This window comes from Salinimicrobium terrae DSM 17865, assembly GCF_000424665.1.
GTDB lineage: Bacteria > Bacteroidota > Bacteroidia > Flavobacteriales > Flavobacteriaceae > Salinimicrobium > Salinimicrobium terrae.
This window is the reverse complement of the sequence record NZ_KE384221.1, coordinates 269699-294027: the sequence shown is the minus strand read 5'-3', so window position 1 is coordinate 294027 and position 24329 is coordinate 269699. Positions and strand designations below refer to the sequence as shown.

24 protein-coding genes are annotated in these 24329 nt (G+C 41.0%); 13 read left to right on the top strand and 11 right to left on the bottom strand.

What is annotated here, in order from left to right:
• Positions 1 to 29: 29 nt before the first annotated feature.
• A complete protein-coding gene (locus H148_RS0113585; protein ID WP_029035287.1) occupies positions 30 to 2069 on the bottom strand; it encodes a dipeptidyl-peptidase 3 family protein in 2040 nt (679 codons plus the stop codon).
• A gap of 166 nt (positions 2070 to 2235) precedes the next feature.
• Here H148_RS0113585 and H148_RS0113580 point away from each other — a divergent pair, with 166 nt between their 5' ends.
• Together H148_RS0113580 and crcB are read left to right on the top strand one after the other, a co-directional pair.
• Positions 2236 to 3264, top strand: coding sequence for a GyrI-like domain-containing protein (locus H148_RS0113580; RefSeq protein WP_029035286.1), 1029 nt, complete (start codon positions 2236 to 2238; stop codon positions 3262 to 3264).
• Complete coding sequence (gene crcB / locus H148_RS0113575; RefSeq protein ID WP_029035285.1) at positions 3261 to 3644, top strand: fluoride efflux transporter CrcB; 384 nt, start codon at positions 3261 to 3263, stop codon at positions 3642 to 3644. Before H148_RS0113580 ends, crcB begins: the two co-directional genes overlap by 4 nt.
• Before the next feature lie 245 nt (positions 3645 to 3889).
• Here the strand turns inward: crcB and H148_RS0113560 are convergent, their stop codons facing one another.
• The 3 genes from H148_RS0113560 to H148_RS0113550 form a co-directional block, all read right to left on the bottom strand.
• The gene (locus H148_RS0113560; protein WP_029035284.1) at positions 3890 to 5302 is read right to left on the bottom strand and encodes a hypothetical protein; all 1413 of its coding nucleotides are present in this window, start codon (positions 5300 to 5302) and stop codon (positions 3890 to 3892) included.
• 110 nt (positions 5303 to 5412) lie between these two features.
• On the bottom strand, positions 5413 to 5604 hold the full coding sequence (locus H148_RS0113555; RefSeq protein WP_029035283.1) for a cold-shock protein: 192 nt from the start codon (positions 5602 to 5604) through the stop codon (positions 5413 to 5415).
• Positions 5605 to 5723: 119 nt separating this feature from the next.
• Positions 5724 to 6338, bottom strand: a complete 615-nt coding sequence (locus tag H148_RS0113550; RefSeq protein WP_029035282.1) for a MarC family protein — start codon at positions 6336 to 6338, stop codon at positions 5724 to 5726.
• A 175-nt stretch (positions 6339 to 6513) separates the two neighbouring features.
• On the opposite strand from H148_RS0113550, the gene H148_RS0113545 reads away from it, so the two are divergent.
• The 5 genes from H148_RS0113545 to H148_RS0113520 all read left to right on the top strand — a co-directional run bounded on the left by H148_RS0113545 (position 6514) and on the right by H148_RS0113520 (position 9476).
• Positions 6514 to 7113, top strand: coding sequence for a DNA polymerase ligase N-terminal domain-containing protein (locus H148_RS0113545; protein ID WP_037325243.1), 600 nt, complete (start codon positions 6514 to 6516; stop codon positions 7111 to 7113).
• Entirely contained in the window at positions 7114 to 7932 is an 819-nt protein-coding gene (ligD, locus tag H148_RS17945) for a non-homologous end-joining DNA ligase (RefSeq protein ID WP_051286468.1), read from the top strand. It abuts the gene before it with no gap.
• Between the two features lie 12 nt (positions 7933 to 7944).
• Positions 7945 to 8373 carry a YkvA family protein gene (locus H148_RS0113535; RefSeq protein WP_029035280.1) on the top strand — a complete coding sequence of 143 codons (429 nt, stop codon included), beginning with the start codon at positions 7945 to 7947 and terminating at the stop codon, positions 8371 to 8373.
• Between the two features lie 8 nt (positions 8374 to 8381).
• Positions 8382 to 8858, top strand: a complete 477-nt coding sequence (locus tag H148_RS0113530) for a hypothetical protein (RefSeq protein ID WP_029035279.1) — start codon at positions 8382 to 8384, stop codon at positions 8856 to 8858.
• Positions 8859 to 8975: 117 nt separating this feature from the next.
• The gene (locus tag H148_RS0113520) at positions 8976 to 9476 is read left to right on the top strand and encodes a T9SS type B sorting domain-containing protein (RefSeq protein WP_029035278.1); all 501 of its coding nucleotides are present in this window, start codon (positions 8976 to 8978) and stop codon (positions 9474 to 9476) included.
• Positions 9477 to 10044: 568 nt separating this feature from the next.
• Here the strand turns inward: H148_RS0113520 and H148_RS0113515 are convergent.
• Positions 10045 to 13476, bottom strand: a complete 3432-nt coding sequence (locus H148_RS0113515; RefSeq protein ID WP_029035277.1) for a methylmalonyl-CoA mutase family protein — start codon at positions 13474 to 13476, stop codon at positions 10045 to 10047.
• A gap of 181 nt (positions 13477 to 13657) precedes the next feature.
• On the opposite strand from H148_RS0113515, the gene H148_RS0113510 reads away from it, so the two are divergent.
• Complete coding sequence (locus H148_RS0113510; protein WP_029035276.1) at positions 13658 to 14371, top strand: DUF4197 domain-containing protein; 714 nt, start codon at positions 13658 to 13660, stop codon at positions 14369 to 14371.
• Positions 14372 to 14658: 287 nt separating this feature from the next.
• Positions 14659 to 14844: a Lacal_2735 family protein gene (locus tag H148_RS18525; protein ID WP_083961673.1), complete on the top strand. Its 186-nt coding sequence runs from the start codon at positions 14659 to 14661 to the stop codon at positions 14842 to 14844.
• On the opposite strand, the gene H148_RS0113505 is transcribed toward H148_RS18525, so the two are convergent.
• The 3 genes from H148_RS0113505 to prfA all read right to left on the bottom strand — a co-directional run bounded on the left by H148_RS0113505 (position 14826) and on the right by prfA (position 17628).
• Complete coding sequence (locus tag H148_RS0113505; protein ID WP_037325239.1) at positions 14826 to 15623, bottom strand: ABC transporter substrate-binding protein; 798 nt, start codon at positions 15621 to 15623, stop codon at positions 14826 to 14828. The two genes, H148_RS18525 and H148_RS0113505, sit on opposite strands and share 19 nt — an antisense overlap.
• A gap of 64 nt (positions 15624 to 15687) precedes the next feature.
• Positions 15688 to 16497: an orotidine-5'-phosphate decarboxylase gene (pyrF, locus tag H148_RS0113500; protein WP_029035274.1), complete on the bottom strand. Its 810-nt coding sequence runs from the start codon at positions 16495 to 16497 to the stop codon at positions 15688 to 15690.
• Positions 16498 to 16551: 54 nt separating this feature from the next.
• Positions 16552 to 17628 (bottom strand): peptide chain release factor 1, encoded by a 1077-nt coding sequence (prfA, locus tag H148_RS0113495; protein ID WP_029035273.1) that lies wholly within the window; start codon positions 17626 to 17628, stop codon positions 16552 to 16554.
• 67 nt (positions 17629 to 17695) lie between these two features.
• Here prfA and H148_RS0113490 point away from each other — a divergent pair, with 67 nt between their 5' ends.
• Both H148_RS0113490 and H148_RS0113485 read left to right on the top strand, forming a co-directional pair.
• The gene (locus H148_RS0113490) at positions 17696 to 18304 is read left to right on the top strand and encodes a peptide-methionine (S)-S-oxide reductase (RefSeq protein ID WP_245583430.1); all 609 of its coding nucleotides are present in this window, start codon (positions 17696 to 17698) and stop codon (positions 18302 to 18304) included.
• A 34-nt stretch (positions 18305 to 18338) separates the two neighbouring features.
• Positions 18339 to 18710 (top strand): GxxExxY protein, encoded by a 372-nt coding sequence (locus H148_RS0113485; protein WP_029035271.1) that lies wholly within the window; start codon positions 18339 to 18341, stop codon positions 18708 to 18710.
• Positions 18711 to 18781: 71 nt separating this feature from the next.
• On the opposite strand, the gene H148_RS0113480 is transcribed toward H148_RS0113485, so the two are convergent.
• The 3 genes from H148_RS0113480 to H148_RS0113470 all read right to left on the bottom strand — a co-directional run bounded on the left by H148_RS0113480 (position 18782) and on the right by H148_RS0113470 (position 23325).
• Positions 18782 to 19960, bottom strand: a complete 1179-nt coding sequence (locus H148_RS0113480) for an AIR synthase related protein (RefSeq protein ID WP_029035270.1) — start codon at positions 19958 to 19960, stop codon at positions 18782 to 18784.
• A gap of 115 nt (positions 19961 to 20075) precedes the next feature.
• On the bottom strand, positions 20076 to 22262 hold the full coding sequence (locus H148_RS0113475; protein ID WP_029035269.1) for a glutamine synthetase III family protein: 2187 nt from the start codon (positions 22260 to 22262) through the stop codon (positions 20076 to 20078).
• A gap of 115 nt (positions 22263 to 22377) precedes the next feature.
• Positions 22378 to 23325: a calcium/sodium antiporter gene (locus tag H148_RS0113470; protein WP_029035268.1), complete on the bottom strand. Its 948-nt coding sequence runs from the start codon at positions 23323 to 23325 to the stop codon at positions 22378 to 22380.
• Positions 23326 to 23431: 106 nt separating this feature from the next.
• On the opposite strand from H148_RS0113470, the gene H148_RS0113465 reads away from it, so the two are divergent.
• Together H148_RS0113465 and H148_RS0113460 are read left to right on the top strand one after the other, a co-directional pair.
• Positions 23432 to 23962 carry a hypothetical protein gene (locus H148_RS0113465; protein WP_029035267.1) on the top strand — a complete coding sequence of 177 codons (531 nt, stop codon included), beginning with the start codon at positions 23432 to 23434 and terminating at the stop codon, positions 23960 to 23962.
• 200 nt (positions 23963 to 24162) lie between these two features.
• Positions 24163 to 24312, top strand: a complete 150-nt coding sequence (locus tag H148_RS0113460) for a hypothetical protein (RefSeq protein ID WP_029035266.1) — start codon at positions 24163 to 24165, stop codon at positions 24310 to 24312.
• Positions 24313 to 24329 lie beyond the last annotated feature (17 nt).

Here is a 24329-nt window from a genome sequence, read left to right as displayed (position 1 = left end):
AGGACGGTTCATTTTTAAATCTTTTGCGCTTAATTTTCCAGGGGAAGAATATCGAATTCTTCCGAATATTTCAGCATTTGCTCCTCAAAAGATGTGGGTTGTACCACTCTAATGGCTGTAATTTCACCATTTGCATCTGTTTCGGGAACAAGTACAGGGTTTACAAATCCGCTATACGGTGCAGATTTGAATTGTTCGTTTCTTTCAAGCACTTCCCTGTGAATATTCTGGTCTACAATAACTCCATAGGTCTCTACAAGATCTTTGGCTGCCTCATAATCTCCTTCAGATTTAATTCTCTGGGTTTCTTTCAGTAAATCACCAAATAGTTCGCGTAGCGCAACATAATCTGTAATATTAAAATATGTCTTACCATCTCTGGTCACCTTCTCAATAATGCCTCTTTCACGACCTTTTTCAAAGACCCAGGCACTCACCCACTGTCGGTTTCTCATGTGTGCCTGCTCAATGTTGGCTCCCGGTTGGATCCTGATAAGCTGGGTCATTAAACCGTTTCTTATATAACTATTATAAGCTGCTTTTCCAAGTTTCTCATGATCATCAACTAATCCGAGCTCCTCCAGTTTCGGATCCATCAGGTAATAAAGTCCAACTAGATCTGCACGACCTTCTTCCAAAGTAGAAGCGTAACTCTTAAGGGTTTCCTTAGTCTCTCCCACCCCGGGGTTAAGCTGACCGGAAGCATGTCCTACCACTTCGTGAAGTGCGGTATGTAATTTATTAGACAATTCACCATATTCTTCTTCAAGAGCGATCTCTTCCTGGTCATGTGCAAACTCCTGAAGCCTTCCTTTACTACCGGCATTGCTGTATGCCTCAATAATATTTCCAAGAGATACAGATTTACTGCCGTGCTCTTTTCTAATCCAGTTGGAATTTGGTAAGTTCACACCAATTGGTGTAGACGGGGAAGCATCTCCTGCTTCACCTGCAACAATTACTGTTTTGTATGTAACTCCTACAACAGAGTCTTTTTTGTGCTCCTCCATTAAAGGGGCATTATCTTCAAACCACTGTACATTTTCTTCCAGTACCTGCATTTTTTTACTCATATCGAAATCCTTGATCTGCACGATGTTCTCGTAAGAACCTGTATAGCCCAAAGGATCATTATAGACTTCAATAAAGCTGTTGATGTAATCAATATTTCCTTCGGTAGAATTCACCCATGCAATATTGTACTCATCCCAGGTTTGCAGATCTCCGGTTTTATAATAGTCAATTAAAAGTGCAAGTCCATCTGCCTGCTGCTGATTTTCGGCAACTCCTTTTGCTTTTTCCAGCCAGAAAATGATCTTGTCAATAGCAGAACCATACATTCCTCCACTCTTATATACTTTTTCCACCAGCTGTCCATTCTCTTTTACAAGCTTTGAGTTAAGTCCGTAAGCAAGAGGTCGGTTTGGATCCGGAGATTTTTTGCCGGCGTAGAACTGTTCTACATCCTTTGCTGTAACTCCCTCTCCATAAAAATTCACTGCAGATCCTTCCACCAGTCCTTTCGATTCATCAAGATTTACTTTTTTTGAATCTTTGTCATTGAAGATAACCTCGTACGGTTCTCCGGTAAGATCTGTTCCTGTCTCTGCAAGTAATATGTCAAAATAATCTTGGCTAAAATCTGGTTTCAGCTTATCCATTGAATAGTGGTGATGTATCCCATTCGAGAACCATACCCTTTTAAGGTACGTTTCAAAATTTGCCCAGTCTTCGGTAGTTTTGTCTCCATCGTAAGTGGTGTAGATGTTCTCGAGGGCTTCTCTGATTTTCAGGTTGTGTTTGTAGTTCTGGTCCCAAATGATATCTCTACCGCTAAGGCCGGCCTGAACCAGATAATACACCAGCTTTTGCTCCTGAAGCTCAAGGTCTTCCCAGCCGGGAATCTGGTACCGAAGTACCTTAATATCTGCAAATTCATCTACCTGATAGTCAAAATCGGTAGTTTGTGTAACTTCTCCCAAAGTTGCCGGATTCTCTACTTTAGAATCGGCGCAGGAAAAAAGGATCATTGATGCCAACAACGGCACCAAAAAAAATTTGATTTTCATTTTTTTATAATTATTGTTTTTAAGAGTTAATTGAGAAATATCTTCCGCGGGAAAGCCAGTGCTCATCCATGTTGCAAGACATCGGCCAATCTTTAACAAATGTAAGAATTACCAACTTCAAATTATTTATATTAGCGTAATTAATAGAATAAATCTGCCAAACCATATGAAGATCCTTAAATACCTCCTGTTTCTGCTGCTAATTGTTATTATTGCAGGATCTATTTATATCGCCACCAAAGATGGCACTTACAAAATTGAAAGCAGTAAGGTCATTAATGCCCCTGCACCCATGCTGTTTGGAGAGGTGGCCGATCTTTCCAACTGGAAAAACTGGGATGCGTGGAGCAGTATAGAAGGTATAGACATGGATGTTATTGGGGAGAAAACCGGTGAGAACGCCGCTATTAACTGGCAGGCCGAAGAAATTAGGGACGGCAGGATCGTTACTACCTCTGTTATTCCTTATTCCCGGCTACAACAGGCTCTTCTAATGCAAACCATCATTGGCGAAGCTGAAGGTTTAATTACCTGGTCTTTTGTTCCTGAAGATGATGGCACACGAGTAACCTGGACTCTGGAAGGGGAGCAAAGCTTTAAGGAGAAACTTGCCTTCACAATACAGGAGCAAAATCTGGCTGAAGTTTTTCAACCGGTTTTTGAAGAAAGCATTGAAGACCTGGAGCAAAATGTAATTCGAAAAATGGAGGCTTATTCCATAAGTGTGGACGGTGTAACCGAACATGGAGGCGGTTATTACATGTACACTACTACGGCCGCAAGATTGGGAGAGGTGAATACCCGGGCCGCCAGCATGGTGGAACAGGTTAGGCTTTACATGGAACAGAACAATATTTCTATAAGTGGCCCACCGCTTATTATATATAATCAGCGAGATGATCGCAGTGGTACTACAATCTTTTCTACCGGAGTACCAACACCCAGCCAGGTCATCACTCCGGCGGGCAGTGAAATTTTGAACGGTTATCTTGAACCCCAAAAGGTAGTCAAAACTACCTTGAAGGGACATCATAAGAACACTGCGGAAGCATGGGAGCGCACCTACCGGTATATAGAAGAGAACGGACTTTTAGTGGATCCACTGGGGCAGCCTTTTGAGGTCCTGATAACAGACCCTGTTGAATTTGAAAATCCCGCGCAATGGGTTACCGAAATTTACATTCCGGTAGAATGATAAAGCAAATTTTCCTGGTCTTTCTTGGAGGTGGTGTGGGAAGTGCGCTTCGTTTCCTAATTGCAAAAAATCTTAATCCTCTTTCGGTAATTCCCCTGGGTACACTCCTGGTAAATTTCTCCGGAAGTCTTATAATAGGTTTTATTTTGGGAATAGGTTTAAAGGAGGAAATGATTTCCCCTAACACAACATTGCTGCTCGCCACAGGTTTCTGCGGTGGATTTACCACCTTTTCAGCCTTCAGCTTTGAGAACGTGGCACTGTTAAAAGCAGGAGATTATATTAACTTCGGAATCTACTCGGCCGGGAGTATCTTTCTGGGAATTGCTGCTATTTTAATAGGACTCTGGCTTTCGAAGATGGTTCAGGGTTTGTCTTAGTTCCTTAGGCTACAGTAATGGAAGTATTCAAATCATTTTTCTGAGTAGTTCCGAGGAAACATTAAAGTCGGGATCAAAAGGAAAGAAATCCAGAACAACAAAATTTTCCTGTTCCTTGTTCAACACATGAGGTTTGGGAGGCTCTTTAAATTCAGAATTTATCCTATTCTGAAAACCACAAAAGGAGAATCCTCCTGCCCGGCAACATGTATGGAAAAAATAAAAAAGGGAACAAGATTAAACTCTCATTTTTGATCCTGCATTTTAGCGTCATAGAACCTGGAATCCCCCAGATAATGATTAATTATCTGGTTATATTCGGGTGTCAATCTCAGGCCAAGAGTACCCTCAATATTATACAGAGTTTCCATATCATTATAACCATGTTTAAGCATTTCTTCCAGATAAAAATAAGCAGTGGAAAAATCGTTGTCCTGGGCACTTAAAGATATAATCTCTCTGTAAGCATCATAAGCCCTGGGATCAAAAATAGTCTGTATCATATTTGCCACCAGCTTATTTTCTAATGGTGTCCTCCTCTCTTTGAACTCCCGCTTCTTAATCTCCACATATTCTCTAATGAAATCTTGGAGGCGAAGAGCCATTTTTGCCTCTGCATTGTTTTTTTGTGCCAGGGAATCGAGTTGATTCTTTTGGTAATTCCACCAGCCAAGGTTTTCAAAACTGGCCTTGCGAATATCCTCTTCCAGGTAGTAAATAAAATCCTCCATTAGTCTTGCTTCCTTTTGTGTGACAGTACCTTGTTCTCGTTTTTGCTGAGAATAATTCCTGGAGCGCGCCAGTTGATTTTGTTTGGACCTTATTTCCGCCGTGCTTATAAGTCCGTCATATTTATCCTCCATAATCTCCAAAAGTGACTCTGCAGTTACGAGTTGGTTGAGGCTCATTAATTTATTCACTCTTGCAAGATCCTGCCGGTATAACTGTTCAACAAGTTGAGGATCTACAGGACGAAATCCTTCCCGCATGGCTTCAAGGGTTAATGAACCTACGGCGCTATTGATGATTTGGGGCTGGGGCCAATCTTCATTCCCCGAATATGTGTAGATCTGGGTGGGGAACCTGAGGCGGGAAAGAGTAGATGCAGTACTCTGCATTCCGGAGGCGGTGAATTGTTCATCTCCCACTATCCCAATAAAATTAAAATTCTTCTTGTTGTCCAGCAGGTTGAAGTTCACCCAATGATCTCCTACCGCAACTACTCCATGGATATCATCAAAAATAAGCGGAATTGCACTTGCTACCTTTGCTCCGGCAGCAGAACCCACACTGGCAATTTGCCTGGAATCTATTGGCAGAATTCCCGCTATATGCTGCATTAACCTAGCGCCGGCAAGTGTGTTTTGCTCAAGATTATTTTGTTGGCTAATACTATTGGAAGAGACGATTATATACCCCTGCTCCTCGGCCGTAGTCTTAAAAAGCTGGGCGGCAGCCCTTCCCCTTCCTTCCCCATCAAATACAAACAGCACAGGCCACGGCCTCTCATTTTTATATGTTGTAGGAAGATACAAGGCATAACTTTCTTCAAGAGTATCGGAAACCTTGAGGTCGTCCATCACCACTCCTTTCTTTACCACAAACTCCTGAGCGGAAAGCTGAAGACTCAGGAATAAAAAAAAGATTATTTTTTTCATGGAATTAAGTTAGTGAATTTTCTAAAATCCGCTGCAGAATTTCACCGGCGGGCATAAAAAAAGCCTTACAAAAATGTAAGGCTCAGGAATATAAATATCAAAAATTGAGACTAAGCTTGTCTCACGTTTACTGCATTTACACCTTTTCTACCTTCTTCAAGGTCGAAAGTTACTTCGTCATCCTGTCTAATCTCGTCAACAAGACCATTAGCATGTACGAAATACTCATCATTTGATTCTTCGTCTTTAATAAATCCGTAACCTTTTGATTCATTAAAGAACTTAACTGTACCTTTATTCATTGTATAAATTTAAATTGGAGGCGAAGATACAACTTTAAATTTGATAACTTACTAAAAATCAATAAATTATTTATAAGAGCTTTAAAATGTGTAGTTAAGGAATTTTTATTGAAGATATATTACTCTAAAAAAGCAATATTTATTCCCTGTATAATCATATTAACTCCAATAATTGCAATAATAAGCCCCATTATTTTCTCTACCACTACGATCTTGTTTGCCCCAATGTAACGCACCAGGTACTCACTGGAAAGAAAAGCAAGGTAATTGAGCCACATTACAAGGGCGAACATCACTAAAATAATTCCCACCTGAAGGTAAGTAGCCGTGGTTGTAAAATTCATAGCAGTAACTATAGTACCCGGACCGGCAAGAATTGGGATACCTAACGGAGAAATTGAAATTTCCTCATTAAAATTAATTTCTTTCTGGTTATCAATACTGGAGACCTGGGCCCGGATCATTTCAAAACCAACAAAAAATACAAGTATTCCTCCAGTAATTTTAAAGGCAGGTATTGTTAATCCAAAAAAATCAAAAATATACTTACCTAAAATAATAAAGCCCGAGACAATTATAAAGGCTGTAAAAGTGGCTTTTTTAGAGATGTTTTTCCTGGTTGGCCTATCGGCCTGCCGGGTGAGGCTTAAAAAAATGGGTACGTTCCCTACCGGATTGTTTATCGCAATAAACCCCGTGAAAACCGCAATAGCAAAGACCCAGATCCCTTCCATTTAAATTTTTTCGTTCTATAAATTAAAACGACAAAAGTATCTAAAATAAACTTCCTGCAAAAGAGAACGGAATCCTTTCCATTAATACTAACTTCCTATAACATTTTTTGAGACTTCTTTAACGATAGCGCAGGTGCAATTTTTGTACATTTTCGATTCAGGAATTAAAGTGTCAATGAAGACTTACAACGAAAAAAGAGATTTCAGCAAAACAAAGGAACCAAAAGAAGTTCCTCTAAAGAAAAAGAATGGAGAAGAACGCATTTTCGTGATCCAGAAGCACGACGCTTCAAATCTCCATTATGATTTCAGGTTAGAAATTGATAACACTCTTAAATCGTGGTCAATTCCAAAGGGTCCCAGCACAGATCCTTCAGTAAAGAGAATGGCTATTCCAACAGAAGATCATCCCATGGCTTATGCCAGTTTTGAGGGTGTTATTCCGCAGGGAGAATATGGCGGGGGCACAGTAATGATATGGGACACCGGTACCATCGAGAGCAATAAACACGATGAGGACGGAAATATTATCTCCCTTGAAGAAAGTTTCAAATCTGGCAGCATTGAGGTAATTCTGCACGGAAAAAAGCTCACGGGTAACTTCAACCTTGTGGAAATGAAAGGCGGAAAAATGAAAGGAAACTGGCTCCTTATGAAGCAGGACGATGCCGAAGCCGATGCCCGTCGTAATCCCGTGAGCACCCAATCAAAAAGTGTGGTATCGGGAAGAACTTTAAAGCAAATTGAACAAGAAGAATCTGAAAAAGAAAATTAAATGCAGATAGCCGGAGTTGATGTATCAAATCCCGACAAAATTCTCTTTCCTAAGAAAGGAATTACCAAAGAAGGTATGATTTCTTATTACGAGAAGATTGCACCTTTGATGTTACCATATCTTAAAAACCGACCGCTCACCCTCCACCGGTTTCCCAGTGGGATCAATGAAAGTGGTTTCTACCAAAAGAATGCTGCAGACTACTTCCCCGACTTCATTAAAACCGTGGAAATTGAAACCGAAGAAGGAAAGAATACGCAGGTTCTTTGCAATGATGTGAAAAGTGTTATTTATCTGGCCAATCAGGGAACAGTGGTTTTTCATATCTGGCTCAGCAAAAAAGATAAGCTGCGCCAGCCAGATAAGATAATCTTTGACTTGGATCCATCGGAAGATGACTTTGAAAAAATTAAAGATGGCGCAAGAATACTCAGGAACCTGCTAAAAAAGAAAAAAATCGATCCCTCTCTTATGACAAGCGGAAAAAGCGGCTTACATTTATATTACAAAATAAGGAGGGGAAAGGATTTTGATGAAATAAAGGCATTAACTCACGACATAGCAGAAGAAGCAGAAAAGCAGGCACCTGACTTATTTACTACTCAGATAAGGAAAGACAAGCGAGAAGGAAAAATTTTTGTTGATTACCTCCGTAATGCGTATGCTCAAACAGCTGTTTGTCCTTATTCCCTGCGAGCTACAGAGGATGCGGGAGTTGCCACTCCAATTGAATGGGAAGAGCTTACCAAGATCAAAAGCGCCTCCCAATATAACATTGAAAATATATTTAGAAGGACAGGACAGTTAAACAGAAAATAAAAAAACAAAGAAATGAAAGAAATCACCCCGGAAAAGGCCAGACAAGCATTAAACGAACAGGCAGAAAAAGTGGAGCGAAAAGATCTGGAAAAAGTATTGGCAAAAGAGCAAAAGATTGAAGATAAATTCAAAAATAACGACTCAATGAGTGGATATCTCGCCAAGGCCAAAAGTATGTTTGGTCTTATTCGGGATTACTGGAGCGGCAATTACAAACAGGTGCCATGGAAAACGATTGCAGCAGTTGCGGGAGCTTTACTTTATGTACTTATGCCATTTGACCTAATTCCCGATTTTATACCTATAGCCGGATTCCTGGATGACGCAGGCGTTATTGCTGCCTGTCTTACCCTAATTAGCGATGATCTCGTTGATTACGAGAAGTGGAAACTTCACCAGGATGATTCGATGATTAGAAATCAGGATGACTCCCTTACCTAACTGCGTCAATGAATAAGGATAAACTGGAGCGCATGCCTTTGTACAAAAAGGCCATGGAGATCCTTGAGATTGTGGAACGCATCATGCAACTGGTTCCCGAAGAAAACGAATTTACAGTTGCGGTTGCCCGGAATATGTATACAGATGCACTCCAGCTTGCACCAAAAATAGCTGGTGCAGAAGGTATTGATCTCTACGACATCAAAATGGAAAATGCCGCAATCATCCGAAAGTGCGCCCGCGAAATTTATGTGGGCTGCAACGGGTTCATCATGGAAGGATTCAAGGAAGAGGAATATTTGGAAATGCTAAGAGCAGAGATAGAAGAATTCCGGGTGCTCTTTGCCGAATGGGTGAAAACCTTTGACAAATGGAATTATACTATAGACCGCTGGGGCTTATTTAATCCCCCGGGGGTTAATTACGACGACAAAGACCCCGACGAAGATATTCCTTTCGATAATCCTTTCAATGAAGAAGATTAAACCTGCCAAAAAGGGCAAATCATGATCATCTTTCCAAGAATGTAAAAAATTATAAATTGCTCCTGCTGAAAATTACCGTTCAAAAAAGGCATTTCAGAAAAATATTTTTGGGGCAATATGAATAAGATTATAAAGATCTACGGGATAAATTGGCTAATGGTTGTGTGGCTTATTTTCCTGTTGTTATATGTTATAGAACCTGTGAAGGCTCAAAGCTCCCTCAACGAATACGCTGTCAATAACCCTAACGGACCGTATGTTACCGGTCCTGAAGTTAAAGATGTGCCTGCAGGAATGAATACACTTTATATTAGAAATGCCGACATCTGTGCGATTACCTCGATGGAGGTTTTAGTACCGGAATTTGCCGCTGCTTTTAGTCCGAATAACGATGGTATCAACGACAACTGGTTTGTTAGCACCGGCACCTATCCTGTTCCCGAGAGACCGGTAAGGATCTTTGACCGCTATGGAAAATTACTCGGGCAATTTTATGTAAACACCGGAAGCTGGGACGGAATGCTAAATGGTCGAGAAATGCCGGCAGATGATTATTGGTTCGAATTTTCTCTACCCGAAAATCTAATCATAAAAGGGCATTTTAGCCTGGTGAGATAGAAGAATTTTCCTTCCGTCATCCTGAACTTGTTTAAGGATCGCGTTACTGAAAAGGAAAAATTTTAGGGTTTCGGGATTTTTGCAACTTCAGTTATTATTTCTGAAACTTGAACAGAAGCAATGAATTTTTTACTTCAGTGCAATGAGCAGCAATCCGACTAATATTTTTTTGTTTCTGTCCGTCATCCTGAACTTGTTTCAGTATCTTTTGATTTCCTGAAAAATTAACTTCAGAGATTTTGGATTTTTTGGAACTTCAGTAGTCAAGTGAAAAACATGGAGTCCCAAAATAGCATTTTAGGAAGGTATTTTCTGAAGCTTAAATAGAAAATATAAATTTTTTACTTCAGTGCAATGAGCTGCAATCCGGTATCCTGATACTATTATATCCGTCATCCTGAACTTGTTTCAGTATCTTTTGATTTTCCCTGAAGCCAAAAAAACCTAACAGGTTTTAAAAACCTGTTAGGTTTGATACATTGTTATTCATAAATAGATCCCGAGTCCGCTGCGCGTCTCGGGATAAGCGATTCACACACTTTTTGCTGCGCAAAAAGTGGTTCTCTGCTTACATATTTCTCCTATACTGCCCTCCTACTTCAAACAAGGCTGTGGTGATCTGGCCAAGGGAACAAACTTTTGTAGCCTCCATAAGCTCCTCAAAAATATTTTCATTTTGAATAGCCGCTTTTTTCACCTTTTCAAGAGTTTCGTGTTCCAGTTCTTTTTTCGCCGCATGAAGGTTTTCTAAAGTCTCGATCTGACTTTGTTTTTCTTCTTCAGTTGCACGAATTACTTCTCCGGGTGTTACTGTCGGGGAACCTGTTGAACTTAAAAAGGTATTTACTCCAATGATAGGGAAGTCTCCGTTGTGCTTAAGAGTCTCATAATAAAGACTTTCTTCCTGAATTTTACTTCGCTGGTACATGGTTTCCATAGCTCCCAAAACTCCGCCTCTTTCGGTAATGCGGTCAAATTCCTGCAGTACTGCTTCCTCAACAAGATCTGTTAGCTCTTCAATTATAAAAGCACCCTGTATAGGATTCTCATTCTTTGTAAGTCCTAATTCTTTATTGATGATCAACTGGATTGCCATTGCACGTCTTACCGAAGCTTCTGTTGGTGTTGTGATCGCCTCATCATAAGCATTGGTATGAAGCGAATTACAGTTATCATAAATAGCGTAAAGCGCCTGAAGCGTAGTTCTTATATCATTAAAATCGATCTCCTGTGCATGCAAGGACCTTCCCGAAGTCTGGATATGATATTTCAGCATCTGCGCCCGTGGATTCGCTCCGTATTTATATTTTAAGGCTTTAGACCAGATCTTTCTTGCTACCCTTCCAATCACGGCATATTCGGGATCAATTCCGTTCGAGAAGAAGAAAGACAGGTTTGGACCAAATTTGTTTATATCCATTCCACGGCTCAAATAATACTCTACATAAGTAAATCCATTGGCAAGAGTGAGAGCCAGCTGAGTGATTGGATTGGCTCCGGCTTCGGCGATGTGGTATCCGGAAATTGAAACCGAATAGAAATTCCGCACATTTTCTCTAATGAAATACTCCTGCACATCACCCATCAACCTCAACGCAAATTCCGTAGAGAAGATACAGGTATTCTGCGCCTGATCTTCCTTTAAAATATCGGCCTGGACAGTTCCCCGAACCTGGCTTAAAGTTCTCTTTTTAATATCTGCGTAAACATCGGCCGGCAAAACCTGGTCTCCCGTTACTCCCAGCAACATTAATCCAATACCATTATTTCCTTCAGGCAACTCACCTCTGTATTTCGGCTGCCCCATTTCTTTATCAGAATAGATCTTATCGATCTTTTTCTGCACCTCTTCTTCCAGGCCATTTTCCTTGATGTACTTCTCACATTGCTGGTCAATAGCTGCGTTCATAAAGAACCCAAGTAACATTGGTGCAGGGCCATTAATAGTCATACTCACAGAAGTCATTGCATCGGCAAGGTCAAAACCGGAATATAATTTCTTGGCATCGTCAAGACAACAAATCGAGACTCCGGAGTTCCCAATTTTTCCGTAGATATCCGGTCTGCGATCTGGATCATTTCCGTAAAGGGTAACCGAATCAAATGCTGTAGAAAGACGTTTGGCCGGCAGACCCATACTAACATAATGGAAACGACGGTTTGTACGTTCGGGGGAACCTTCCCCGGCAAACATTCTGGTTGGATCTTCTCCCTGTCTTTTAAATGGATATAATCCACCGGTATAAGGAAATTCCCCCGGCACATTCTCCTGCAAACACCAGCGTAAAATGTCTCCCCACGCCTGGTACTTCGGAAGTGCGACTTTAGGGATCTGCGTATGAGAAAGTGATTCGGTGTGAGTTTCAATCTTAATTTCCTTATCCCGTACTTTAAAGGAGTAAATGGGATCTTTATACGTATTTACCTTCTCGTCCCAACCGGTAATGACCTCCCAGTTATATGGATCAAGATCCATTTTAACTTTGTCAAATTCTTTTTTAAGAAGATTCAGCAGGTCTTCATTTTCTGAAGTTGAAGCATCTTTAAAACCGTCCTCATCAAGACCATATTGATTCAATTCAAATTTCACTCCCGAAACTGATTCTATGGTCTTATAAATTCCGTAGAGCTTTTGAGCCACCTCGGCCTGGGCTTCGGCCTTTTCGTCATAGGAACGATTATTTTCTGAAATCTCTGAAAGATACCTTGTCCTGTTGGGCGGGATCACGAAGATCTTCTCGCTCATCTCTTTTGAGATGTTGAAAGTAGAATTGAATTTGCTCCCCACCTTCTCATCGATCCGGTCCATGATTTCCTTGTAGAGCGTATTCATTCCGGGGTCATTGAATTGAGAAGCAATAGTTCCATAAACCGGAAGATTATCTGCATTCTCATGCCATAACCCGTGGTTTCGTTGATATTGTTTCTTAACATCCCGAAGTGCATCCAAAGCACCACGTTTGTCAAATTTGTTAATCGCAACCAAATCGGCGAAGTCCAGCATGTCAATCTTTTCCAGCTGCGTAGCTGCACCAAATTCGGGTGTCATTACGTATAGAGAAACATCAGAATGTTCCAGTATTTCAGTATCACTTTGACCTATCCCTGAAGTTTCCAAAACAATTAGATCATAATTTGCTGCTTTTAGCACCTGAATTGCTTCAGCAACATATTTAGACAGTGCAAGATTTGCCTGACGAGTTGCCAATGATCTCATATAAACCCTCGGATTGTTGATCGCATTCATCCTGATACGGTCCCCTAAAAGGGCGCCGCCGGTTTTCTTTTTTGAGGGATCAACAGAAATAATACCTATGGTCTTTTCAGGAAAATCCATCAGGTAGCGACGCACAAGTTCATCTACTAAAGAAGATTTTCCTGCACCACCTGTTCCGGTAATACCCAAAACGGGGATCTCTCTCTCCTTATTTTCTGAATGTATCTTGTCAAGAGTATCTTTTGCTATTTCCGGAAAGTTTTCCGCAGCTGAGATCACTCTCGCTATTGCTCCCGGAGTTTTATTTTCGAGCTCCTTGATTTCTCCGTTAAGACTGTCGCCCAAGGGATAGTCTGATTGCTTTACGAGGTCATTGATCATTCCCTGTAGTCCCAGCTCCCGGCCATCATCGGGCGAATAGATCCTGGTGATGCCATAATCCTCCAGCTCTTTGATCTCCTCGGGAAGGATCACTCCGCCGCCGCCACCAAAGATCTTTATATGACCTGCACCTTTTTCTTTAAGCAGGTCGTGCATATATTTGAAATACTCTGTATGCCCGCCCTGGTAAGAGGTCATTGCAATAGCGTTCGCATCTTCCTGTATTGCACAATTCACAACCTCTTCTACACTGCGGTCATGACCCAGGTGGATTACTTCCACTCCCGTCGACTGAATGATGCGGCGCATAATATTAATGGCTGCATCATGCCCGTCAAAAAGGGATGCTGCGGTTACAATTCTAACTTTGTTCGTGGGTTTATAAGGAGCTTGTTGTTCCATTGTATCGAAAACGTTTTAGGGCGTGCAATTTACGAATTTAGAAACGAAGTTGCCATTTTGAGCCGGATATTAAACTCAGAAGAAAGGTTTTAAAAAAACATGCAAAAACCTGGTACTGCAGGATAACTTTTGTTTATGATTTTAATCTCATCTTAATAGGTAACTTTGACAAAACAGAATTATGAAGAAATTTCTCCTCCTCCTCACCGTCATACCTTTATTTTTAGGCTGTGCCGAATTACAACAAATCGCCGATTCCCTGCCGCAGGAAGGCACAGGTGTGACCAATACTGAAGTTGCCGCAGGTTTGCGTCAGGCACTGGATTTTGGTATTGATAAACAGGTGACAAAACTCTCGCAGGAAGATGGATTTTTCAGCAACGAACTTGTGCGTATAAGTCTTCCGCCGGAATTACAAAAAGTGGACAGGACGCTCCGTGATCTGGGAATGAGTTCTCTTGCAGACGAAGGCCTTAAAGTACTTAATCGCGCTGCCGAAGATGCCGTAAAAGAAGCCACGCCAATTTTTGTAGACGCAGTAAGACAGATCACCTTCACCGATGCCCGCGATATTTTATTAGGAGACGACACCGCCGCTACCACTTATCTCGCCAGAACAACTACAGATCCTTTGTATTCAAAGTTCAATCCGGTAATTACTAATTCCCTGGACGAAGTGGGCGCCACCCAGATTTGGACAAATATCATCAACCGTTATAACGCACTGCCCCTAACCGGCGATGTAAACCCGGATCTTGCCGATTATGTTACCCAGGAAGCCCTTGAAGGAGTTTATACTATGATTGCTATAGAAGAAAAAGAGATCAGGAATAATTTTAACTCAAGGACAACTAATCTACTGAAGAGGGTATTTGCATTGCAGGATCAATATTAACCAGGAGTTCATGGGCTTCCGGCTGAAGGTACAAAGGGATCAAAATAGTCGAATGGTTTTATCTATAGAACTCATCATTTGTTAGGATTAAATTTCGGAATTTAGACGGTTGTAAACAATTGAGAATGCCGGAAAACTACGGTGGAACCTGAATTTTCAACATTCTCATTTTAAGTTTTTAACAACAGAAGCCGATATAAGTCGCAGTTTTATCAAAAGGTTAACTTTAGGTTAGGATATGTTCGAATTTATGGAAGATATCTTTGTGGTAATAACACACAAAGTTTATGTTTCGATTATTTGAACCCCGATCAACGCTGGAACGACTTCAGGAGAAGTATTGTTTTCTTATGCGCCGATCGTTCGAGCTTGCGTTAGTGGATAAATCCCGAAGCGATATGCTCAACGAAAAGGCTTGTAAGATCTTGCAGGAGATCCGTCGCATGGAAAAAACTCAGGAGAGGACAGTTTGAAGTTTTCTGAAATAAGCAAAAGCTGCCGTTAGACGCGACCCATACCAGCTAAAGTATTCCCCGTCCACAATGTGAATCTCGTTAATCCCTACCTCTTTTTTCAACTCCTCTTTATCTTTTGATTTAAACGGAAATGGCTCCGTAGAAAGCAGCAGCAACTCCACTTGTTTTTGCTCCAACTGCTCTAATTCTATTTCCGGATACCTGGAATCTTCCCCTGAAAACACATTTTTGAACCGGTTAAGCTCCAGGAGGTGATCTATAAAATTATCTCTTCCCGCTACCATCCACGGATTTTTCCAGATAAGATAAGCTACTTTTCTAAATGGGACATGTTCCATTTCCTTCTGAAATTCTTCTCTTAAAAGAGTGATTTCTTCAGCTATTTCTGAAGCTTTATCTGTCACGCCGAAAATTTTTCCGTATTGAAGAATGAGCTCCAGCGAATCCTGAATGGTCATAACATCAGAAACATGAACGGGAGCGAGCTTTTCCAGCTCTGCCACCATTTCTTTTGTATTTTCTTCCTTGTTGCAAAGAATTATGTCGGGTGCAAGGGCTTTTATGCGGTCGTAGTGGACCTGTTTAGTGCCGCCCACCACCTTTTTCTCCTTCCGGAGTTCCTCTGGATGCACACAGAACTTGGTTATTCCCACGATCTTCTCCCGAAGCCCAAGATCTACCAGCAGTTCTGTCTGACTCGGCACCAGAGTTACGATTCGCTGCGGAAGCTCCTTCAGCTCAAGTTTTCGTTTTAACTGATCGTGAAAAGTTCTCAAAGTACTGGAAATTATAAGGTATCGAAAATGCCGTTTTTGACACCTGGTTAAGAAGCATTTTCCGTTATAGATAATAAGCCATCTCCTGCTGAAGCTTCTTGGCTTCTTCTGCGGCAGCTTCAGCGAAATCGGCACCCTCAGAAGCATATATAATTGCCCTTGAAGCATTGATAAGCAGCCCCACATTGCGGTTCATGCCATATTCACAAACCTCTTGCAAGCTCCCGCCCTGGGCACCAACTCCGGGTACCAAAAGGAAATTTTCAGGAATTATTTTTCTTATTTCTTTTAAAAATTCAGCTTTGGTGGCTCCCACAACATACATTAGGTTCTGCCCGTTGGTCCAGGATTTTGATGTTTTAAGGACTTTTTTGTATAGTTCCTCATCCTCTACCTTTTGCGTCTGAAAATCATAAGCTCCAGCGTTAGATGTCAACGCCAGTAAAATCGTGTGCTTATTCTCATAAGCTAAAAATGGCTCTACAGAATCTTTTCCCATATAGGGGGCTACAGTAACCGAATCAAAATTAAGATCCTCAAAAAAAGCCTTTGCATACATACCCGAAGTATTGCCAATGTCTCCGCGTTTGGCATCGGCAATGGTGAAAATTTCAGGGAAATTTTCATTCAGATAACTTATAGTTTTCTCAAGTGCTTTCCAACCTTTAATTCCATGAGCTTCATAAAAAGCAAGATTTGGTTTGTAGGCCACAGCCAGATGATGGGTAGCATCAATTATAGCTTTATTAAAGACGAAGATAGGATCTTCCTCTTTTAATAAATGCTGCGGAATTTTCTTTAGATCTACATCGAGACCTATGCATAAAAAGGATTTCTTAAGATGTATCTGTTCTACTAATTGAGAAGTGGTCATTGGCTGCAAATAAAAAAGCTGCCGGAGTGCGGCAGCTTTAATTAAATATCTGGTTTAAAAAACGTCAGAATTCTCTTTCAGTTTTTCTGTGTTTTCTACAAGTTGTAATTCATCAAGGATCTTCTGGATATCACCATTAATAATATTTCCTAGGTCATAAAGCGTAAGGCCAATTCGGTGATCTGTCACACGACCTTGTGCATAATTGTATGTTCTAATCTTCGCACTCCTGTCACCACTGGAAACCATGGAGTTTCTTTTTGCAGCATCGGCTTCCATCTTTTTTGCGAGTTCCTGCTCATAAAGCCTTGACCTCAAAACCCTAAATGCCTTTTCCTTGTTCTTGTGCTGAGATTTTTGATCCTGACACTGTGCTACCAATCCTGTTGGAAGGTGAGTCAATCGCACAGCAGAATAGGTAGTGTTTACCGATTGGCCACCCGGTCCTGACGAACAGAAATAGTCAATTCGCACTTCTTTGGGATCGATCTCCACGTCAAACTCTTCCGCTTCGGGCAACACCATTACTGTCGCAGCAGATGTATGCACCCGCCCCTGAGTTTCGGTTTGTGGTACTCTTTGCACCCGGTGTACACCCGCTTCAAATTTCATAGTTCCGTAAACATCCTCGCCGGTCACATCAAAAATGATCTCTTTAAATCCGCCGCTGGTTCCTTCGCTAAAGTCAACAATCTGGTGTTTCCAGCCTTTACTTTCGATGTATTTGGTGTACATGCGATACAGGTCACCCGCGAAAATACTGGCTTCATCCCCTCCGGTACCGGCGCGGATCTCCATTACAACGTTCTTAGCGTCTTCAGGATCTTTTGGCACGAGCATCATCCTTATCTTCTCCTCCATTCCCGGAATTTGCTCCTTCGCCTCTTCCAGCTGCATCTTGGCCATATCGATCATTTCAGGATCGCTGCCATCGGCAATGATCTCTTCAGCTTCCTTTTTGTTGTCAATGAGGCTGATGTAATCTGCACGAACCTCCATCAACTTCTTCAGGTCTTTATATTCTTTGTTGAGCTCAACATAACGCTTTTGGTCTGCAATCACGTCGGGCTGAATGATCAGATCATTCACCTCATCAAAGCGCTGCTTCACAATATTTAATTTCTCGATCATAACATCTCCTTAAAGTGGCAAATTTACGATAAATCCACCGGATTTATAAAAAGGATTTATTGGAGTCATGAAAATTCCTAAAACGCTTCCCTCCTGCGGAAATATTGTGGTTGCCATTAAATTTCCCTATTTTTCTTCTATGGAAGAAGTGCGAAAAATTGGATTGGGCGGAGGCTGTCACTGGTGTACCGAAGCTGTGTTTCAGGCAGTGGAAGGTGTAATTAAGGTTGAGCAGGGGTATATTGCTTCTGAAGCACCTGCAGATGCTTTATCGGAAGCTGTTATTATTCATTACCTTCCCAAAAGGGTAAATTTGAAGAGGCTTCTGGAAGTCCATCTTCATACGCACAATTCTACTTCCAATCATTCCTTCCGGAAAAAATATCGCAGCGCAGTTTATTATTTTACTTCTGAAGATGAAAAAGCTGCAAAGGAATTTCTGAAAGAGTTACAAAAGGATTTTGAGGAGAAATTAATTACCCGGGTTCTGCCTTTTGTGGAGTTTAAGGCTTCACGGGAGTCTATCCGGAATTACTATAAGAAAAACCCTGATGCCTCATTTTGTAAAAGGTATATTGAACCGAAGTTGGCTGTTTTAGAAATTATTTCTCGCAAAGGACCAATTAAAAATTTCACACGAAGGGCACGAAGCAAAAAAATGAAGATCACAAAGTAAGGCAGTTAAAAAGAAACTATTGTACTTTCGAATAATGAAAGAACAGGATTTGTCATACCGGATTATTGGAATTGCTCTTGAGTTGCACAAAAACCTGGGACCCGGCTTGTTAGAATCTTCTTATGAGAATGCTCTGGCCTATGATCTTCGTACTGCAGGATTCGAGGTAAAACAGCAACATCCTATGCCTTTTTTCTACAAAGAAATTAAAATGGATGTGGGCTACAGGATAGATTTATTAGTCCAAAATAAAATAATCATAGAAGTAAAGTCTCTTGAAAATCTGGCTCCTGTACATTTTGCACAATTACTCACTTATTTAAAACTTTCAGAATTAAAAGTGGGGCTTCTAATAAATTTCAACACAAAAATGCTCAAAGATGGCATTCACCGGGTAGTTAATTGAAGGATAAAAATAATCTTTCCTTCGATTTCTCTGTGCGCTTATTGAAATCTTATTTGCTTCGTGTGAAATTTTTAGTATTTAAATTCCCCAAATTCACTCCTAATCGTCAATCTTTTCTCCTCAGAAGCTTCTACTCTCCCTACTATTTTCGCATCTACATTAAAGGATTTAGAAATTGAGATAATATCTTCAGCTATGGCTTCATCAACATAAAGCTCCATTCTGTGCCCCATGTTGAAAACCTGATACATCTCCTTCCAATCGGTTTTGCTCTCCTGCTGAATCAATTTGAACAATGGTGGAACCTCAAATAGATTATCCTTTATCAAATGAACCTGATCTACGAAATGAAGCACTTTTGTCTGTGCGCCACCGCTACAGTGAACCATCCCAAAAATGTCATTTTTAGAATACTTTTCCAGGATCTTTTTGATCACAGGAGCATAGGTTCGGGTGGGAGAAAGCACCAGCTTCCCGGCATCCAGGGGACTGCCTTCTACTCCATCGGTAAGGTTCTTTGAGCCGCTGTAAACAAGATCTTCAGGTACTGAAGGATCAAAACTTTCTGGAAATTTTTCAGCTAAACTTTTTCCGAAGACATCGTGCCGCGCAGAAGTGAGTCCGTTGCTGCCCATTCCCCCGTTATACTCCTTCTCGTAAGTGGCCTGCCCGAAGGAAGCCAGACCTACGATCACATTTCCGGGCTTGATGTAGGCATTGTTGATGACGTCGCTACGCTTCATCCTGGCAGTTACGGTAGAATCTACAATGATGGTACGAACCAGATCGCCAACATCGGCAGTTTCCCCGCCGGTGGAGTGAATATTAATTCCGAAGCTTTTAAGATCCTTGAGGAGTTCTTCTGTTCCATTAATGATGGCCGAAATTACTTCGCCGGGGATAAGATTCTTATTTCTGCCAATGGTAGAAGAGAGCATGATATTATCTACCGCTCCAACACATAGCAGATCATCAATGTTCATGATAAGCGCGTCCTGGGCAATTCCTTTCCAAACACTTACATCTCCGGTTTGTTTCCAGTACATGTAAGCCAGGGAAGATTTTGTACCGGCACCATCGGCATGCATGATGAGACAGTAATCCTCATCTCCGGTAAGATGATCGGGCACAATTTTGCAAAAGGCTTTTGGGAACAAGCCTTTGTCGACATTTTTAATGGCATTGTGAACATCTTCTTTCCCGGCAGAAACTCCGCGGCCGGCATATCGTTTGCTTATTTCCTGGCTCATGCTATTGGATTTGCTGGTCAAAGATAATTAGTTTAGATTTTTTGACCTTCGGTTTCCTGAAATATAAAAGCCACTTCAAAAAGAAGTGGCTTTAAAATGGCATTTTTGAAGAGTATTATCGAGTAAACAATAATTCCCTGTACTTGGTTAAGGTCCAAATCTCATCGTCTATTACAAGCTCGAGTTTGTCGCAATGGTAACGGATTGTTTCAAAGAATGGCTTCACATCATTACAATATGCAAAAGCTTTCTCCTCGGCAGTTTCCAGTTTATTAGCTTTTTTTCGGGCTTCGATCATTTCGGTAATTCCGGAGTTGATCTTTTCAATGCGTTCAGAAATTTCTTTTATGATCTCCAGTTGTTCTTTCGAATGTTCTTTGAAATCATTACCAAAAATTTCTTTTAAACCCCGTACGTTCTTGATCAAAATGTTTTGGTACCGTATAGCTGTAGGGATCACGTGGTTACGGGCGATATCTCCAAGGATACGGCTCTCGATCTGCACCTTCATGATGTATTCCTCCAATTGAATTTCATGACGGGCCTCTATTTCCACTTTATTCATGATCTCCAGTTCCTTGTACATGTCCATTGTCTTCTTACTTACAAGGGCCTTAAGGGCTTCGGGAGTATTACGATTGTTACTTAGACCACGTTTTGCGGCTTCCTTTTCCCACTCATCGGAATAACCATCACCCTCAAAACGTATATTTTTAGAATCTTTGATATATTCTCTTAGAACATTGAAGATAGCATCATCCTTCTTCATCTTCTTATCTTTGATAAGCGTGTCAACTCTCTTCTTGAAATCTATAAGCTGCTTGGCAACAATAGCATTAAGGGCGGTCATTGGCTCTGCACAGTTCGCAGTGGATCCCACAGCACGGAATTCAAATTTATTTCCTGTAAAAGCGAATGAAGAAGTCCTGTTTCGATCTGTGTTATCGAGCAGGATCTCAGGGATCTTACCTACTACGTTCAATTTAAGTTCGGTTTTTTCCTGTGGAGAAAGTTTTCCGTCAGTAACTTTCTCAAGTTCATCAAGGACCTGAGTCAACTGAGAACCGATAAAAGTGGAGATGATTGCCGGCGGCGCCTCGTTGGCACCTAACCTGAAGTCGTTTGATGCACTGGCAATAGTAGCTCTTAGCAGCTCTTCATTATCATTTACAGCTTTAATGGTATTAATGAAAAAGGTCAAAAACTGAAGATTCTTCATCGGGGTAGATCCGGGTCCTAAAAGATTTACTCCGGTATCTGTACTTAATGACCAGTTATTATGTTTCCCGCTTCCATTAATCCCTGCAAACGGCTTTTCATGGAACAACACTGTAAAATTATGGCGCTCTGCTACTTTGTGCATTACATCCATTAAAAGGGAATTGTGATCTACTGCCAGGTTCGCCTCTTCAAAGATAGGAGCGAGTTCAAATTGATTTGGTGCTACCTCATTGTGTCTGGTTTTAACCGGTACTCCAAGAAGCATACATTCCTTTTCAAGATCCCGCATATAAGCAAGTACCCGCGAAGGAATGGAACCAAAGTAATGATCATCTAACTGCTGGCCTTTAGCCGGGGAATGACCTAATAGTGTTCTTCCTGCCAATTGAAGATCGGGCCTTGAAGCTGCCAAAGCAGAATCAATAAGAAAATACTCCTGTTCCCAGCCCAGAGTGGCCTGCACTTTACTTACATTTTTGTCAAAATATTTAGCAACATCTGTCGCAGACTGATCTACAGACTGCAGAGCTCTTAAAAGAGGGGTTTTATAATCGAGTGCATCTCCTGTATAGGAAACAAATACGCTTGGAATACAAAGGGTAGTTCCATATATAAAAGCGGGAGAAGTTGGATCCCATGCGGTATAACCACGAGCCTCGAAGGTATTTCTTATTCCGCCGTGAGGAAAACTGGAAGCATCTGGCTCTTGCTGTACAAGCTGTCCTCCTCCAAATTTTTCAATTGCCAGTCCATCACCGATTGTTTCAAAAAAGGCATCATGCTTTTCGGCAGTGCTTCCGGTTAAGGGTTGAAACCAGTGGGTATAGTGAGTAGCCCCTTTGGAAATAGCCCACTCTTTCATTCCGGTAGAAATATGATCGGCAATAGTCCTGTCGATCTTCTTTCCGGTAGCATTGGCTTCCAAAACGCTCTGATAGGCTTCCTTGGTAAGAAATTGTCGCATTACACTTTCTGAAAAGACATTTCGTCCGAATAATTCCGATCGTCTTTCCTTTTCTTCAATCTCAACAGGTTTGCGGTTTAAGGTTTCCTTGAGTGCCTGGAATCTTAATGTTGCCATGAGTATTTATATTTTTTATGGGTTAACAGCAACAAATATATTCATAATTTATTTACACCCCCTAAAATTTTAGGGCCAGTTTATAAAAAATTGTTTTTTTATTATGAAATACCCCTCAGCCAATAAAAGCCATGCTTACGAATATGGCATATCCTGCAAATAATAAAAGTCCCTTCCACCTGTTTAAAGTATGTTTCATTGGCAGGAATGCTAACGGTACTAAAATAAATGCAATTCCCAGCATCCAGAAAATATCACTGGTAAGGATGGCATCAGATACCACGGCGATAGGCTGAATGATCGCAGTAATACCAAGTACAGATGCAATATTAAATATATTGGAACCAATAAGGTTTCCGAGAGAAATCGCCTTTTCCTGCTTCATAGCAGCAATGACTGATGCTGCCAGCTCGGGCACACTTGTTCCAATAGCTATCATAGTTACTGAAATCACTCTTTCACTTACACCTAATGCCGATGCGAGGTCCACAGCTCCCGAAACAAGTAATTCTGAACCAAAATATAAAGCTGCCCCTCCAATGGCCAACCAGAGTCCTGTTTTAAAATTGGATGCAACTTTGAGATCGGGGTCAACCTCGTCGGGTTGTAATTCGGGTTTTATTCGGGCCCTGCGTATAAGTAAAATCAAATAAAGTATAATAGCCAATACGAGAATAATCCCTTCCGGCCGGGAGAGCACCTTTTCTGTAGAGAGAAAGTAGTACAGAGCCAAAGAGAAAAGCATCATAATAGGCCAGTTAAACCTGTAGAAGTCACGGTCTATAACCAGCGGAGAGATCATGGCCGTAATCCCCAGAACAAGTCCAATGTTGGCAATATTGGACCCAATTACATTTCCCAGGGAAATGTCAGAAAAACCTTCCAAAGCCGCCTGCAAACTAACCAGCAGCTCCGGTGCCGAAGTAGCGAAAGAAACCACGGTGAGGCCAATCACCATCCTGGATAACTTCAGCTTTAAAGAAATTGCTACAGATGATCTAACGAGGAATTCTCCACCCACAACCAGGAGAATAAAACCCAGGATAATAAATAATATGCTCATTAAGTTTTTTTTGCGAAGATAGAAGTTTCTTACCGAATGCAGGAAGTTGGGCTCTTTTGAGACGGGTAATAACCATTTATAAACCACTAATTCAACCTCAGGTAAAATGGAATTCCAGGATGGTAAATATCATGTCGAACCTGAGGAAATAATTGCCATACAAACAGATGACACAAGCACTTCAGCTTTCATATTTCAGGAAGAAAAACCGCTAATTGTCCTGGGAGGAAAAGTTCAGGATGAAGATTTTGAATTAAATTCTATTGAACCAAAGATGATAAAAAGTCTAAACGTTTTAAAAGGACAATCTGCAATTGAAAAATATGGCGAGCAGGCCGAAAACGGTGTAATAGAGATCAATTTAAAAACTAAAGAAGAAGTTTTGCAGGAAAATGAGAAGGAGCAGAATCAAACATCAGAAAACCGGGAAGAACAAAATTTTACTACAGAATCTGTGTCCTTTAAAATTTCAGAAAAAAAGGATAAAAATGGCACCGAAGTAAAAATTTCCAATGCTCATGATGCACAGTTCTCACAATGGATAGCTTTGTATGTAGTGGACGGCAAAAAAATGGACAAAGATTTTGATCCGGATGGTATCGATCCCAACAAAATTGAATCAATACAGGTTATATAAGGACCTAAGGCCATTGAAAAATACGGAAAGGAAGCCAGCGAGGGAGTAATAGAAATTATAATAAAGAAGTAACATACCTTCCTAAAATGGCAATTGAAGAATGCCTTTCGGAAGTAAGCTCTGAAAGGCCATTTTGTTCCTGTACCTTCCAAAAAGGTAAATTAGGAACTAATTTCTATCTTTGATAGAAACCAGCCGGCATGAGAAAAACATTATTCAAAACACTTTCCAGGATCAACAAGAAAGTCCTTCCCAGCTACTCAAAGCGACAGCTTGACCTGGCAAAAGCAACAAAATTTCAAAAAGCCCTTATTGGCTGGAAAACCTGGGTAACCAAAAACTCACTCTGAAAGTATTCAAAGTTCAA

Coding starts and splice junctions, on each gene's coding strand:
- H148_RS0113585 (WP_029035287.1), bottom strand. CDS start 2,069: ATGAAAATCAAATTTTTTTTGGTGCCGTTGTTGGCATCAATGATCCTT.
- H148_RS0113580 (WP_029035286.1), top strand. CDS start 2,236: ATGAAGATCCTTAAATACCTCCTGTTTCTGCTGCTAATTGTTATTATT.
- crcB (WP_029035285.1), top strand. CDS start 3,261: ATGATAAAGCAAATTTTCCTGGTCTTTCTTGGAGGTGGTGTGGGAAGT.
- H148_RS0113560 (WP_029035284.1), bottom strand. CDS start 5,302: ATGAAAAAAATAATCTTTTTTTTATTCCTGAGTCTTCAGCTTTCCGCT.
- H148_RS0113555 (WP_029035283.1), bottom strand. CDS start 5,604: ATGAATAAAGGTACAGTTAAGTTCTTTAATGAATCAAAAGGTTACGGA.
- H148_RS0113550 (WP_029035282.1), bottom strand. CDS start 6,338: ATGGAAGGGATCTGGGTCTTTGCTATTGCGGTTTTCACGGGGTTTATT.
- H148_RS0113545 (WP_037325243.1), top strand. CDS start 6,514: ATGAAGACTTACAACGAAAAAAGAGATTTCAGCAAAACAAAGGAACCA.
- ligD (WP_051286468.1), top strand. CDS start 7,114: ATGCAGATAGCCGGAGTTGATGTATCAAATCCCGACAAAATTCTCTTT.
- H148_RS0113535 (WP_029035280.1), top strand. CDS start 7,945: ATGAAAGAAATCACCCCGGAAAAGGCCAGACAAGCATTAAACGAACAG.
- H148_RS0113530 (WP_029035279.1), top strand. CDS start 8,382: ATGAATAAGGATAAACTGGAGCGCATGCCTTTGTACAAAAAGGCCATG.
- H148_RS0113520 (WP_029035278.1), top strand. CDS start 8,976: ATGAATAAGATTATAAAGATCTACGGGATAAATTGGCTAATGGTTGTG.
- H148_RS0113515 (WP_029035277.1), bottom strand. CDS start 13,476: ATGGAACAACAAGCTCCTTATAAACCCACGAACAAAGTTAGAATTGTA.
- H148_RS0113510 (WP_029035276.1), top strand. CDS start 13,658: ATGAAGAAATTTCTCCTCCTCCTCACCGTCATACCTTTATTTTTAGGC.
- H148_RS18525 (WP_083961673.1), top strand. CDS start 14,659: ATGTTTCGATTATTTGAACCCCGATCAACGCTGGAACGACTTCAGGAG.
- pyrF (WP_029035274.1), bottom strand. CDS start 16,497: ATGACCACTTCTCAATTAGTAGAACAGATACATCTTAAGAAATCCTTT.
- prfA (WP_029035273.1), bottom strand. CDS start 17,628: ATGATCGAGAAATTAAATATTGTGAAGCAGCGCTTTGATGAGGTGAAT.
- H148_RS0113490 (WP_245583430.1), top strand. CDS start 17,696: ATGAAAATTCCTAAAACGCTTCCCTCCTGCGGAAATATTGTGGTTGCC.
- H148_RS0113485 (WP_029035271.1), top strand. CDS start 18,339: ATGAAAGAACAGGATTTGTCATACCGGATTATTGGAATTGCTCTTGAG.
- H148_RS0113480 (WP_029035270.1), bottom strand. CDS start 19,960: ATGAGCCAGGAAATAAGCAAACGATATGCCGGCCGCGGAGTTTCTGCC.
- H148_RS0113475 (WP_029035269.1), bottom strand. CDS start 22,262: ATGGCAACATTAAGATTCCAGGCACTCAAGGAAACCTTAAACCGCAAA.
- H148_RS0113470 (WP_029035268.1), bottom strand. CDS start 23,325: ATGAGCATATTATTTATTATCCTGGGTTTTATTCTCCTGGTTGTGGGT.
- H148_RS0113465 (WP_029035267.1), top strand. CDS start 23,432: ATGGAATTCCAGGATGGTAAATATCATGTCGAACCTGAGGAAATAATT.
- H148_RS0113460 (WP_029035266.1), top strand. CDS start 24,163: ATGAGAAAAACATTATTCAAAACACTTTCCAGGATCAACAAGAAAGTC.